Source organism: Paenarthrobacter sp. NPDC091669 (assembly GCF_044756725.1).
GTDB classification, from domain to species: domain Bacteria; phylum Actinomycetota; class Actinomycetes; order Actinomycetales; family Micrococcaceae; genus Arthrobacter; species Arthrobacter bambusae_C.
In genome coordinates this window covers 55,403-68,973 of the sequence record NZ_JBIVTK010000003.1, presented here as the reverse complement: position 1 = coordinate 68,973, position 13,571 = coordinate 55,403, and the positions used below count along the sequence as shown (strand labels likewise).

Annotated in this window: 12 protein-coding genes; 9 read left to right on the top strand and 3 right to left on the bottom strand. The window is 62.2% G+C overall.

Annotation, left to right across the window (positions count from 1 at the left end; translation table 11 throughout):
• Nucleotides 1-23: 23 nt before the first annotated feature.
• Both ACIQLI_RS05790 and ACIQLI_RS05785 read right to left on the bottom strand, forming a co-directional pair.
• Nucleotides 24-1,373, bottom strand: coding sequence for an MFS transporter (locus ACIQLI_RS05790; RefSeq protein WP_400385969.1), 1,350 nt, complete (start codon nt 1,371-1,373; stop codon nt 24-26).
• Nucleotides 1,374-1,423: 50 nt separating this feature from the next.
• A complete protein-coding gene (locus ACIQLI_RS05785; RefSeq protein ID WP_105692442.1) occupies nt 1,424-2,056 on the bottom strand; it encodes an RraA family protein in 633 nt (210 codons plus the stop codon).
• A 328-nt stretch (nt 2,057-2,384) separates the two neighbouring features.
• On the opposite strand from ACIQLI_RS05785, the gene ACIQLI_RS05780 reads away from it, so the two are divergent.
• The 8 genes from ACIQLI_RS05780 to ACIQLI_RS05745 all read left to right on the top strand — a co-directional run bounded on the left by ACIQLI_RS05780 (nt 2,385) and on the right by ACIQLI_RS05745 (nt 11,085).
• Nucleotides 2,385-3,944 (top strand): ABC transporter substrate-binding protein, encoded by a 1,560-nt coding sequence (locus ACIQLI_RS05780; RefSeq protein WP_400385965.1) that lies wholly within the window; start codon nt 2,385-2,387, stop codon nt 3,942-3,944.
• A gap of 13 nt (nt 3,945-3,957) precedes the next feature.
• A complete protein-coding gene (locus tag ACIQLI_RS05775) occupies nt 3,958-5,004 on the top strand; it encodes an ABC transporter permease (RefSeq protein ID WP_400385963.1) in 1,047 nt (348 codons plus the stop codon).
• Nucleotides 4,997-6,781 carry a dipeptide/oligopeptide/nickel ABC transporter permease/ATP-binding protein gene (locus tag ACIQLI_RS05770; protein ID WP_400385960.1) on the top strand — a complete coding sequence of 595 codons (1,785 nt, stop codon included), beginning with the start codon at nt 4,997-4,999 and terminating at the stop codon, nt 6,779-6,781. Before ACIQLI_RS05775 ends, ACIQLI_RS05770 begins: the two co-directional genes overlap by 8 nt.
• On the top strand, nt 6,778-7,605 hold the full coding sequence (locus tag ACIQLI_RS05765; protein WP_400385957.1) for an ATP-binding cassette domain-containing protein: 828 nt from the start codon (nt 6,778-6,780) through the stop codon (nt 7,603-7,605). Before ACIQLI_RS05770 ends, ACIQLI_RS05765 begins: the two co-directional genes overlap by 4 nt.
• A gap of 159 nt (nt 7,606-7,764) precedes the next feature.
• The gene (locus ACIQLI_RS05760) at nt 7,765-8,709 is read left to right on the top strand and encodes a 2-hydroxyacid dehydrogenase (protein ID WP_400385954.1); all 945 of its coding nucleotides are present in this window, start codon (nt 7,765-7,767) and stop codon (nt 8,707-8,709) included.
• Nucleotides 8,706-9,476 (top strand): SDR family oxidoreductase, encoded by a 771-nt coding sequence (locus tag ACIQLI_RS05755; RefSeq protein WP_400385951.1) that lies wholly within the window; start codon nt 8,706-8,708, stop codon nt 9,474-9,476. Before ACIQLI_RS05760 ends, ACIQLI_RS05755 begins: the two co-directional genes overlap by 4 nt.
• Nucleotides 9,476-10,543, top strand: coding sequence for an L-idonate 5-dehydrogenase (locus tag ACIQLI_RS05750; RefSeq protein WP_400385948.1), 1,068 nt, complete (start codon nt 9,476-9,478; stop codon nt 10,541-10,543). The genes ACIQLI_RS05755 and ACIQLI_RS05750 overlap by 1 nt, the downstream gene beginning before the upstream one ends.
• Complete coding sequence (locus tag ACIQLI_RS05745; RefSeq protein ID WP_400385945.1) at nt 10,540-11,085, top strand: gluconokinase; 546 nt, start codon at nt 10,540-10,542, stop codon at nt 11,083-11,085. Before ACIQLI_RS05750 ends, ACIQLI_RS05745 begins: the two co-directional genes overlap by 4 nt.
• Before the next feature lie 332 nt (nt 11,086-11,417).
• Here the strand turns inward: ACIQLI_RS05745 and ACIQLI_RS05740 are convergent, their stop codons facing one another.
• Entirely contained in the window at nt 11,418-12,449 is a 1,032-nt protein-coding gene (locus tag ACIQLI_RS05740; protein ID WP_400385942.1) for a DUF4192 domain-containing protein, read from the bottom strand.
• Nucleotides 12,450-13,146: 697 nt separating this feature from the next.
• Between ACIQLI_RS05740 and ACIQLI_RS05735 the strand changes: the two genes are divergently transcribed.
• Nucleotides 13,147-13,431 (top strand): helix-turn-helix domain-containing protein, encoded by a 285-nt coding sequence (locus tag ACIQLI_RS05735; protein WP_400386746.1) that lies wholly within the window; start codon nt 13,147-13,149, stop codon nt 13,429-13,431.
• The last annotated feature ends 140 nt before the right edge of the window (nt 13,432-13,571 follow it).

Sequence of the window (13,571 nt, the reverse complement as noted above, 5' to 3'; positions counted from 1 at the left end):
AGGCCGCCGTCGTGCGTATGTTGTTAGTGCGTAGCGAGCGGCTGTCCCTTGGTCTCCTTCAGGAAGAAGATGGAGACCAGTGTGATGATGGCCGTTCCGATCGCCGCGTAGGCCGGGACCATGCTGTTCCCGGTGCTCTTGATGAGCTCGGTCATCACTAACGGTGCGCTGCCGCCGAAGATGATGGTGCTGATGCTGAAACCGATGCTGTAGGCGCTGTAGCGCACGGTGGTGGGGAACATTTCGGTCAGGACCGTGTGGACCACGGCGGCGTGGCCGGAGAAGGCAATGGCCATGACGACGGTTGCTGCGCAGGCCAACGTCATGTTGCCGGTGGTGATCATGGCGAACATCGGGTAGGACACCACTGCCATGAGCACGGCAGACAAGGTGAGTACGGGCCTGCGGCCGATGCGGTCAGACAGACGTGCCATGAGCGGGATGGAAATGATGATGGCCACGAGGCTGACGGCAGTGACCATCAGGGCCTGGAGCATGCTGAAGTTGTTGCCGCTGCCCAGCTGGGTCTTCAGGTAGGTGGGCATATAGGCGAAGAGCAAGTAGTAGCCTGGGCCGTTCACGGCAGGCAGGAAGATGGTCAGGGCGATGGCCTTGAGGTGGCGCTTCGAAGTGAAAACTGCGCGCAGGGGGTTTTTTTCCACAACGTTGCGTTCACGCAGGGCTGCGAAATGCGGGGTGTCTTCCATCTTGGAACGGATGTAGAAGCCTACATAGCCCAAGGGGAGCGCGAACAGGAAGGGAACACGCCAGGCCCAGGCTTCCATGGTGGCGTCGCCCAGCGTGGTGATGAGCATAGCGGAGAAGCCGCTGCCGAAGAGCAGGGCACAGAAGGAGCCCACCGCGATAAAGCTCATGGAGAAGTTGCGGTGCTTGTCGTGGGCGTATTCGCCGACGAAGGCCATGGCGCCTGCTACTTCACCACCTGCGGAGAAGCCCTGCAGGATGCGGAAGAGGATCAGGAGTGCAGGGGCGGCCCAGCCGATCACTGAGGAAGAGGGGATGAGGCCGATGCAGGCCGTCGCTCCGGAGATCAGGAGAAGAAGCACTGCAAGAAGGTTCTTGCGTCCCAGCTTGTCTCCGAGGTAGCCGGCGATGACGCTGCCAAAGGGGCGGGCCAGGAAGCTCACCAGGAAGCCGACGTTGGTCAGCAGGAGCGAACCCAGGTCCTTGGAGCCCATGATGTTGATCGCCAGGTACGTGGTGAGTAGACCGTAGATTCCGTAGTCGTACCATTCCACGAAGGAGCCCATGGTGCCGGCCAGGGTTGCCTTGCGCACCACCTTGCCGTCAGCTGTGACGACCTTGATTTGAGCGGTGTTCAGTGTCACTGATTCCGTCGATGTATTAGTCATTGCGGGTTCTCTCAGTCTAAGCGGGGTCCCGTTGGGGGAGTAGGGGAGGGCTAGCTGTATTCGCGGGTGATCTCGGCAGTCATCTCTGCCTCGTGGACCGCGACTGCCTTGACCAGTTCGAGGATTTCGGCTGCACGGGCCTGGGGGATGATGACGACGCCGTCATCGTCTGCGGCGACGATGTCACCGGCGGAGCAAACAATGCCGCCGATGGCGACTGGTTCGCCGATCACGCCAGGGCCGTTCTTGAACGGACCGGCAGGGGTTGTGCCACGGGCGAAGACGGGGAACTTGATCTCCGTGATGGTTGCGCGGTCCCGAATGTAGCCGTCAATGACTGCGCCGGTTGCGCCGGCGGCCTCGAAACGCTGGGAGAGCTGTTCGCCAACCAGAGCACGGTGTTCGTGGCCGAAGCCGTTGATCACCATGATGTCGCCGGGTTCGATGTAGTTCAGGGACTCAATGACGGCTGCGTTGTCGCCGGCAGCACCAAGGACGGTCACTGCGGAGCCGACGCACTTGGCGCCTGCCCACACCGGGTTGATGTTGCCGTCCACCAGTCCGAGACGTTCCATGGCATCTCCGATGTTGGCTACCGGGAATTCCTCAAATGCGCGAACCAGCTCCCGTGGGGGTCGGGTCCACTGTGCCTTGCGGACTGTGAGCTCGAGGGTCGTTGCCATGTCTTCCACCTTTGGTTGGTCCGTGTTCGGATGAGCTGTACGCCTTGAGACGCCAATCACATATGAGAAAAGTTTCGTGTTTTATTGCCCCCACGTCAAGCCCCTTCTGTTTCAGGTATGTAAAACATTGGCGTGGCGGGGGTCACCTGTGGGAGAACTCACAAAAAAGCGTTGACTTCCTCGGGTCAATTAGAGAAACTCTTCTCATTCGCGAAAGTTATCGCAGATCAGATCCTTCATTTCTCGCCCAGATGCGCTCGCATCCGCAATGGCCAGGGACTCGAAGGCGACCAGGAGGCTCATCCCTATGCAAGGACGTTCCACTTTTATGGCAACGGCGGCGACCGTCACCGCTGCCGCGTTCCTTTTGACCGGTTGCACCACGGGCGGTCAGGCTTCCTCCGGCGGCACCGGTGGAGCAATGTCCACCGACACCATTCGGACGGCCCTCAACGCCGACCCCACCACCTTCAACGCTGCCAAGGCCAATGCCAAGGATGATTACGAGGTAGCGCGCTTCCTGTACGACACCGTGGTCCGACGGGATGCCGATGGGAAGTTCATTGGTGGCCTCGCCACCGAATGGAAGTCCACCGCCTCTGAAGCCACGTTGACCATCCGCAAGGACGCTGCCTGTGCGGACGGCACAGCCATTACGCCCACCATCGTGGCCAAGTCCCTCAGCTACTTCGCCGATCCTGCTACCAAGAACAACTTCGGCAAACTCGTCTTCGGCCCCGGCCAGCCCACCATCACCGGTGACGACGCCGCGGGCACCGTGGACATCAAGCTCGCCCAACCGTGGTCCGAACTCATCGGTGGCTTGACGCTGGCGCAGACTGGCATCATCTGCCCCGCCGGACTGGCGGACCTGGACGGCTTGGCCAAAGGCACCATCAAGGGCGCCTTCTCCGGGCCATACACACTGACGAAATCCAGCCACGGCGTCAGCTACGACATGACACTGCGTGAGGACTACAAGGCCTGGCCTCAGTGGTCCAAACCGCTGGAGGGAACCCCGGCCAAGACCGTGCGGTTCTTCCCGGGCGTCAACAAGACCACGGTGGCCAACCAACTTCTGACGGGAGAAATGGACGTTTCGGACATCGCCCCCGCAGATGTCCAGCGCTTCGAGAGCAACAAAGACTATGCGGTCACAACGGTCCCGTTTGCCGGCATCTTCCTGCTCTTCAACCAGCGCGAAGGCAGCCCCTTCACTGATCCCGCACTGCGCAAGGCCGTTGCGCAGCTGATGAACCAGCAGGCCTTCAACTCTGCTGCGTATGCGGGCAAGGGCATCACCTACAACTCGATCGTCGCCCCGACCGTCCCTTGCGTTCTTCCGGATAACTCAAGCCTGACCCCGGAGGATGCCGCAGCCGCCAAGGCCGTACTGGCAGGCAAAACGTTCAAGATGGTGGGCACCACCAGCATCGGCCCCAACGGTGCAGGCAGCACGTACGTTCAGGAAGCTCTCCGTGCGGCGGGTGCCACCGTGGAACTGCAGCTCGTGGACAACGGAACCTGGGCCACCATGACCCAGACCAAGCCGGAAACATGGGACCTCACTGTTCAGGGCGACGCGAACTTCGTGGGCACGGTGGCAGCATCTCTGACCCGCATCGCCGGCGTCCCTACCGAGAAGGGCGGTCGCAACATCGGCGGCGGAGAAAATGCCGACATCCTCGCCGACATCGCCACCGCCCAATCCGCCACCGATGAAGAGGCCCGCTGCGACGCCTACATCAAGGCGCAGAAGAGCATCCTGAGCGACAACGACATCGTCCCCTTCGTGGGCGAGCCGCAGATTGTTGCCCAGCGCTCCGGATTCTCCATCCAGGCACCGTCGGGAATCGTCGACTACGCCACCATGCGCATCACCAAGTAGCAGAGGTTTCACGATGACAGAACCAACAATGCTCTCCAAGGAAGTACAAATCCTTGAGAGCACAACCCCTGGGGCCACGAAAGGCCCCCGGGGCGGTGCCCTGAGCCTTTCCCCCTGGGCCGACTATGCCCTTCGCCGCGCCGGCGGCGTCCTTCTCTCCGTCGCCCTGCTCGTCGTCGTGACCTTCTTCATGGTTCCGCTCATACCGGGTGACCCTGCGGTGGCTGTGGCAGGCGCCGACGCCACTACCGAGCAAATTGAGGCCATTCGCAACAGCCTTGGGCTGAATGATCCGCTCTATGTCCAGTTCATCAACTACGTAGGCGGGCTCTTCACCGGCGACCTTGGAGAATCCTTCGCATACAGCACTTCCGTGTCGCAGATTATTGCTACGAAGCTGCCGTTCACTGCCGAACTCGCGGTACTTGGCATCATCCTGGTCCTCTTGGTTTCTGTTCCCGTCGGCATGCTCGTAGGAATTCTGACCCGCGGAGGGCGCAAGAAGTGGCTCGACGTATCCTTCGGGATGCTGACCGGCTTCTTCCAGGCTGTTCCGCAGTACGTGGTATCCACCATGCTGGTGGTGGTCTTCGCCATCATCCTCAGGGTTCTCCCGGCAGCCGGCGCTGCCTCATTGAGTGCCCTCATCCTGCCTGTGATTGGTCTCTCGATAGCTCCCATCTGCTCCATTGCCCGTGTGGTGCGCCGGGAAACGTCAACGGTGTTGGAACAGGACTACCTGAGAACAGCGCGTGGCTGGCGGCTGCCGTCGCTGCGCCTTTATGCCCGGCACGCCCTGCCCAACCTGCTTACCACCGCGCTCACCTTGGCCGGGCTCATCCTGGCCGGCATGCTCGGCGGAGCCATCATTGTTGAGAACGTCTTCAACTGGCCCGGACTTGGACGCGAGATCGTCACTGCCATCGTCAATAAGGACTATCCCGTCATCCAGGGGATCATTCTGGTCTTGGGCTTCCTGGCAATAGTCCTCAACCTCTTGGTCGACGTCATCCTTGGCCTCATCGACCCCCGTACGCTCGGAGGAAAGTCCAATGGCTGAGACAGCCCATCCTCGCCGCAGGTTCCGTTGGACCACCGGCCTCATTGTCGGCATCGTCATGATGTCCATCATGGTGCTCACTGCCATCCTCGCGCCGATGTTCCTCTCAGACGCCGCGGAAAAGCTCACGCCCCAGGCCTCACAGGGGCCAAGTGCTGAGCACTGGCTGGGTACCGATGATTTTGGCCGCGATGTTCTTGCCCGTTCATTGGTCGCTACGCGTCTGACGCTGCTGATGACCGCGGCGACGACGGCGATTGCCGTCGTCGCCGGGATCGCCATTGGTACCGCCGTGTGGCTGGCCCCGCGCCGCGTCCGTTCCGCTGTCCTGCGTGTCATCGAAGCAGCCGTCGCCTACCCGAGCCTCATCTTCTCCCTGCTGATCGCCGCAATTTTGGGCCAAGGCACGTGGTCTGCAGTGCTGGCCATCTCCATTGCCAGCATTCCTGCCTTCGCCCGACTTACCGCCAACATGGCTGCGTCAATTTCCCAGCGAAACTACGTATCCACAGCGCGGCTGCTTGGTGTCTCCGGACCCCACATCATCACCCGGCACCTGCTGCCCAACATGGCCGAACCGCTCCTGGTGCTGACCGCCACAGTCTTCGCCACCACCTTGATCGACCTGTCCAGCTTGTCCTTCATCGGGCTCGGCGTGCAGAACCCTGAGTATGACTTCGGCCGACTGTTGAATGAGGGGCTCGTTAACATCTACTCGCAGCCGCTTCAAGCCGTGATGCCTTCAATCATGATCACCATCACGGGTTTGAGCGCCATGCTGATTGGTGACGGCCTTGCTGCGGCCACCGATCCCCGCGGCGGCCGAAAGTTCGGCAGCCTCCGCAAGGCCTCCGAAGTCCCCGCCTCCATGCGGGCAGACGCCCAAGCATTGGTGGAGGTGGACAACCTGACAGTCAGCACGCCGTCGGGAGTTCCGCTGGTCAAGGGTGTCTCCCTGAGTATCCATGCCGGAGAAGTGGTGGGCCTGGTGGGGGAGTCCGGTTCCGGAAAGTCCCTGACGGCCATGTCCATTGCCGGGCTCCTGCCGGAGGAACTCGGTGTCACTGCCAAGACCATGCGCCTCGGCGATCTAAACCTCCTGAAGAAGAACAACCCGCGTGAACTGGCGACCTCCATTGGACTCGTCTATCAAGACCCCGGAACCAGCTTCAACCCGGCCCTGCGCATTGGATCGCAGCTAACCGAGGTAAGCCGCGTACATCTGAGCCAGTCCCGCAACACAGCGTTTGGCCGGATGGTCAAAGCGCTGGCGGACATTCGGATTACCCAGCCCGAAAAACGCATGAAGCAACACCCGCACGAACTATCCGGGGGCATGTTGCAGCGCGCAATGATCGCCTCGACCCTGGTCACGGACCCCCGCCTGATTATTGCCGACGAGCCCACCACCGCTCTGGACGTGACGGTCCAGGCGGATGTTCTGCGGCAGTTCCGAACCATCAACCGCGAGATGGGCACCGCCATGCTGTTTATCTCCCACGACATCGGAGTGGTACAGGCCTTGTGCGACAAGGTCATCGTGATGAACGGCGGCAAGATCCTGGAGCGGCTCACTGGCGAAGAACTCGCCGCCGGCAAGGTGAAGCACCCGTACACGAAGGCTCTTCTCGCCGCGACGCCGTCGATCGCCGAACGCAAGGCAGAGCTCGTCACGGTATCTGCCAAGGACTTCGCCTTGGATGAAGTTTTCGACGACGACTCCACCGCTGGCGGCGATGTCACCAACAGCCCGGGCACCAAGGAGACCACCAAATGAACGCATCGCAAGGTCAGCCGGTTTTGGAGCTGAAGGATGTCAAAGTCACGTTTGGGTCCGGTCGCTCAGCTGCAACTGTGCTCAAGGGAGTTGATGCCAGTATTCGTGCAGGCAAGACCCTGGGCATCGTCGGCGAATCCGGTTCCGGAAAATCCACCATGGCCAAAGCCATTGTGGGTTTGGTGAAGCCCAGCGACGGGTTGATCTCCTTCTCAGGGCGCGACGTGACCAAAATGTCCGGTGCCGAGCGACGAACCATGCGCCGGGAGGTTCAGATGGTTCCGCAGGACCCCTACTCGTCCCTGAACCCTCGACGGACCATCGGACAAACCCTTGCCGAGGCAATCGACCCCTTACGGGCAAACCCGAGGGAACACAGTGAAAAGATCTCCTATTGGCTCTCCACTATCAGGCTCGATCCGGAGGTAGCCGAACGCTATCCGCATGAGTTTTCCGGTGGCCAGCGGCAACGCATAGCCATCGCGAGGGCCTTGGCTGTGCAGCCGAAACTGATCATCGCGGATGAGATCACCTCAGCACTGGATCTGTCCGTGCAGGCGGAAATTCTGAACCTCATTGGCAGGCTCCGGAAGGAACTGGACCTGACCATGGCCTTCATCTCCCACGACCTGGACGTCGTGCACCATGTCAGCGACGAAATCCTGGTCCTGTTCCACGGTGAAGTAGTGGAGCAAGGTGATGTTGATTCGGTGTACGGGAACCCGCAGCACCCGTACACGCGCCGGTTGATCGACTCCGTCCCCGGTGGGCCGGGCTTCGACATCGGCGAACGGAGAGCGGCTACGAGGGCTACGAATCGCTGACCACCGACGACATGCTAAACGCCTTGGACTACACAATCGAAACCCCGCGCCACGTCAATGTGGGCATGCTCGAACTCATTCCGACCTTCCAGGTCCCAGTCGGCCTCAGCTTCGATGGCCGCTAACTCCGTCCCCACCAGCCAATTGATAGGTTTTCCCATGCAAACAGTGCGCACCGTCAGCTTTCCCGACCGGCAGCTCCTCGATGATCTCTCGCCCCTTCCCGAAGGGCTGCGAGGAGTGGTCTGGGACTTGGAGGCCGATCCCGACGGCGGGACGCTGGCAGAGATCGACGGCGTTATCCTCCCGTACATCAACGCCGGCGCGGTGTTGGGTTCGCTCTCCAAGATTGAGTCGCTGAAGTTTGTCCAGACGCAGTCCACCGGATACGACGGCGTGATTGAGGCAGCGGGTCCGGCGGCCGGAGTCGCCAATGCCTCCGGCGTCCACGCGGCCGCCACAGCCGAACTAGCCATCGGCTTGATCCTGGCCAAGCTGCGCGGCATCGACCAAGCAGTCCGGGACCAGCAGTACGGCCTCTGGCGGCCCGAGCGGCGCCAGTCCCTGGCCGACCGGCGCGTGCTGCTGGTGGGAATCGGCGGGATCGGGCAGGAAATCCTCCGCCGCTTGCAGCCCTTCGAAGTCACTGTCACCCGGGTGGGCAGCTCGCCCCGTACCGATGAGTACGGTGACGTGCACGCGTCCTCGGAGCTTGCCGCGCTTGCCGCCAGCCACGACATCCTGGTGTCAGTGCTGCCGCTGAATCACCACACCCATCAGCTGATCGGTGATGAGGTCCTGGCCGCCCTCCCGGATGGCGCCTTGGTGGTCAACGTGGGCCGAGGCTCCGTGGTGGACACCGCGGCACTGACCAAGGAGGTGCTGTCAGGCCGCCTGCAGTGCGCCATCGATGTCGTCGATCCCGAACCGCTGCCGCAGGACCATCCGCTGTGGTCCACTATCAACGCCCTGATCACCCCGCACGTGGGCGGCAACGCGTCGGCCTTCCAACCACGGATCCTGAAGCTCCTCCGGCATCAGCTTGAGGCCCTGGCCAATGGGCAGGCCCCGGCCAACCTGGTGCAGGCAGGACCGTTCTCATGAGTTCACTTTTCGACCTGACCGGCCGGGTTGCCCTGGTGACCGGTTCGAGCCGGGGGATCGGCAACGCGCTGGCCCGGGCACTCGCTGATGCGGGCGCAACAGTTGTGCTCAACGGCGTCAACGAGGAGCGACTCAAGGATGCCGCTGCCGCCATGGCAGCCGACTACGCGCCCGGGCGGATCCACAGTGTTGCTTTTGATGTCACGAACGACGCCGGAGCGGCGCGCGGCGTTGCCTGGGTGGAAGAGCACGTAGGGCCGCTCGAGATTCTGGTGAACAACGCGGGCATCCAGCACCGGGTGCCAATGCTGGACCTGGACGTAAAGGACTGGGAACGGGTGATTTCCACTGACCTGACCAGCGCCTTTCTCGTGGGCCGCGAGGCGGCCCGCTTCATGATCCCCCGAGGCCACGGCAAGATCATCAACATTTGCTCGGTACAGACTGACCTGGCCCGGCCCACCATCGCCCCGTACGTAGCGGCGAAGGGCGGACTGCGGAACCTCACCCGCGCCATGACCGCCGAGTGGGCAGCATCCGGACTGCAGATTAATGGGATTGCGCCTGGCTACATCCACACCGAAATGACCCAGAACCTGGTGGACGACGAGCAGTTCAATTCCTGGATCCTGGGCCGGACACCCGCGAACCGGTGGGGAACAGTGCAGGACCTGGCGGGTCCGGCAGTTTGGTTGGCGTCCAGCGGCTCGGACTTCGTCAACGGACAAACCATTTTTATCGACGGCGGAATGACGGTGGTGGTCTGATGAGTATTGATACATCTCTTCCTGTGACAGGTCCCGCTGTGGTTGCCCACGCCGCCGGCGACTTACGGATCGACGAACTCACCCTCGCCGCTCCCGCTCCAAACGAGGCAGTCGTTGAAGTTCACTACGGCGGCATTTGCGGATCGGACCTGCACTACTGGCTTCGTGGCGCTGCCGGCGAGTCGATCCTGAAGGCGCCATTGGTCTTGGGGCATGAAATTTCCGGGACCGTGCTCCGTCCGGCCGCGGACGGAACAGGTCCTGCCGCCGAGACCCCCGTGGCGGTTCATCCTGCCACCCCCGGCCCCGGTGCTGCCCGGTATCCGGCGGACCGCCCCAATCTCTCGCCGGGCTGCACGTACCTGGGCAGCGCCGCGCGCTACCCGCACAAGGACGGGGCTTTCAGCCGGTACGTGAACCTCCCGACGCGGATGCTCCGGGCGCTGCCCGACGGTATTGACCTGCGCACCGCGGCGCTGATTGAGCCCGCATCCGTGGCCTGGCACGCTGTAGCGAGGGCCGGTGACGTCAACGGAAAGACGGCCCTCGTGATCGGTAGCGGCCCCATCGGCGCACTGGCGGTCGCGGTCTTGAAACGCGCCGGCGCGAGCAGGATCATCGCCGTCGACATGCATGAAAAGCCGCTGGAAATCGCCAAAGCCGTGGGAGCGGATAAGGTCATCACCGCGGCAGACGCGGAGGCGATCGCCGCAGTGGAGGCCGACGTCGTGATTGAATCCTCCGGCAACCACCACGGCCTGGCCTCCGCCATCCAGGGCGCAACCCGCGGGGGCACGGTGGTGATGGTAGGGCTGCTGCCCACCGGCCCGCAGCCGGTGCTGATCTCCCTGGCCATCACGCGGGAGCTTGAGCTGAAAGGCTCGTTCCGGTTCAACGACGAGATGGACGAGGTCATTGCGGCCCTCGCGGACGGTTCCCTGAAGATCGGCCCAGTGATCACACACGACTATCCGGTGGAGCATGCGCTTGAAGCTTTCGACGTGGCCCGCAACTCGGCGAAATCCGGGAAAGTGCTGCTGAGCTTCGGGGAAGGGAGCGCATCATGACGGTGCTGCCGCCGCTGGTGGTGATGGGAGTGTCCGGGTGTGGGAAGTCGACAGTCGGGTTGCTGCTGGGGGAGCGGTTGGGTGTTCCCTTCTTCGACGGCGACGATTTTCACCCCGCGGCCAACAAGGCCAAGATGGCCGGCGGCGTGCCGTTGAACGACGACGACAGGGCTCCTTGGCTCGCTGAGATCGGTGCCGCACTGGCTAACCCGCCCGAGGGAGTAAGCTCCTGCATCATCGCGTGCTCTGCGCTCAAGCGCAGCTACCGTGACCTGCTGCGGAGCTTCGCCCCGGACGTCGTGTTCATTCACCTCGCCGGCGACGCAGCCACCATCTCGGACCGGCTGAGCAGCCGGAAACACGAGTACATGCCCGGGAGCTTGCTCGCCTCGCAGCTGGCCACGCTGGAACAGCTTGGATCTGACGAGGCACACCTCGCGGTGGACATTAATGAGGAACCAGAAACACTGATGAATCGAATCGTGGCGCAACTGGTGGACGTTTCGGGCAAGGTTTTTAGTACATCACAGAGTCGCTGTTAAGTTCGTAGCACTGAGCCTGGCCCCCGGCCTTGGTGTGAGAGATGCGTCTCTTGAGCTTCTGCAAAAACGAATTGCGCGGCGGCTGGCCTGCCGCGACATGGATCGTTCCTCTGTTGGGGACCTCCTGCTGCGGTCTCCCTGATCTTCCGCCCGTTGGGAAGGAATACCTCGTGGGGCGGCCCGGCTACCGGACTAGGGGTTCAATACATCCAGACCACACGCCGTGAATGCATCTCTGGGGTCGCATGCCGTTTCCGGCTCCACCTGTTGATCTGGAATCGTGTCACTGGGAAAGTCCGGCCTTTTTAGGCCATCAGTTGAGCCCCTGATTCTTATGGCATGTCGAGTCGGGTTTTGTAGGCGGTGGTTTTGTTGATGTTCCAGCCGGCGATGATGCCGGCTCCGAGCATTTGGTCGGTGAGTCTGGCGAAGCGGTAGCCGGGGTCGGTGTCGAGGGCGAGTTGCATGTATTGGTGTGCTTTGGAGCCTCGGCCTTCCCACCAGTTGATGTAGCCGATGGTGGTGAGGATGGGTGCGGCGTGTTGCGGGCTGGTTCTGGTGTACGCGTGGAGGAGGAGTTGTTGGGCCCATTCGATGCGCGGCCACTTCGGCGCAGTCTCCGTTTGCGCGAAGAGGATGTGTTGGGGTGGTTCGTCGATGCCTGGGATGTCGGCCATGAGCCGGTCCCTGATGTGGGGGAATTGGAAGTTCGCGATGAGGGTGGCGCAGTCCTCGTCGGTCGGGAAGTCGTTTGCGCCGAGCATGGCCTTCCAGAGTTGGCTGGCTTGTAGCGCCGCTTGATGGGGTGTCTGGGCTCGGATGGTGTTCATGAGATTCTCGACGGCGATGGCGTGGTCTGCTTCGTCGGTCGGTGTGGGAAGGATGATTCGATTGGTGGGTTCGATGGTGCTGCCGCGGTAGATGAATTCGGCGTTGACGCGGCTGTATTCGGTGGTGCTGATGGGCAGGCTGATGTCTTGTCCGGGTTCGCTGTCGTAGGGGGAGTATGTGTCGTCGCTGACGAAGATTCCGTCGCGTATGGTGATGCCGTTTTCGGCGAGGACTCCGGTGAGTGCTGCGATGGTGGCTGCATGCGGTTTGGGCTGGCCTGGTTCGGAGTGGGTTGAGGTGTAGAGGGCGAAGACGATGCTTGTCGCGCTGGTGTCGCTGGTGAGGTAGCTGCTGACGGTGCGGGCGTAGGGGAGTTCTGTTCCGGGTTGGCGGGGGAGGTCGATGCGGAGGGTGGCGCCGACTTTGCCCTTGTCCAGGGTGATGCAGACGAGGCTCTCTTGGGGCCAGAACCCTAGGGTGTGCCCGATGAAGCTGAGCAGGTCTGCTGGGTCTTTGATGGTGAGCGCATTCATTGCCCTGTTCCTTTGTGCGTGCGTTGTGTCTTTGGTCTTGTAGGCCGTTCTGATAGGGGCCCCGAAGTGCAACTCATGGGTCTGGATCCGCCAGGTCAACGCCCTGGTTATGCGCGTACCGTCCAGCGGTGATCGGGGTATCAGAATGACAAACAGCGTTGTTGCTTATGACTATTCATCGGCAGGCTGATGCGCGGCGTCATGACGTAAGCTGCCTGTTCTTCGGTCTGTGGCATCGCTTGGCGAGGATGGCTGAGCTGGGTCGGCGGGGGCTGCTTCAAGACTCGACATATGCGCCATTATGGGCATTTTTGCCAGAGAGAACACGAAAATTGTCACTGGCGAGAGACGGGAAGCCAGTACACGGTCTTGCTCTCAGTGAGGTCCGGGTTGGTGCGCTCAATCCCAAGGACGAAAGTCTTGCTTCCTGCAGAATGCGGTACAACCGGAGTGGGCAAGCCAACGCGCTCTAAGGCCTCACCGGTCACCGTTGTGTGGTGCTGGCGCTCGCAGCCGCGACTCCGAAGAGGACGAGGAAGGCGGCGCCGCACATGCGCGTCTCCTCACCGCACGAGTTGCCAGAGAATTCCTCGCCCGCATCGGCGGCGACCGGCGCCTGCTCCTCGGTATCGGCACCATCGCCGAAGACCATGCGGCACTCCCAACTTCCCGCGTCAACGCCGATCGCGCCCTTCGCGTGCTTCAACTGCGCCGGTCGCACGCGCAGCTCGTGATCTTCGACGACGTGCAGGTTGATTCGCTTCTGGTCGGACTCGGAGATCTCGCCGCCGCCCGCGGCGACCGCCCGAGCGGCACGGTCGCACGGCTGCGAGAGTACCATCGGGCACGCAACGCACACCTTGTTGAAGCTCTCCGCGCCTGGCTGGATGCCTTCGGCGACGTCGGCGCGGCGTCCGCGCTCGTGTACACCCACCCGAACACCTTCCGCTACCGCCTGCGCCGGCTCTCCGCCATTGGATAGATCGACCTGAACGACCCGGAAGCGCGCTTCGCAGCCATGATCCAGTTGCGCCTACTCACCAACGGGAAACGCCCCCGTAGCAGTCTGCGCTCACCGTCGGGCGCGAATCCGGGCCAACGTCGACGCCGATGCAGACATCC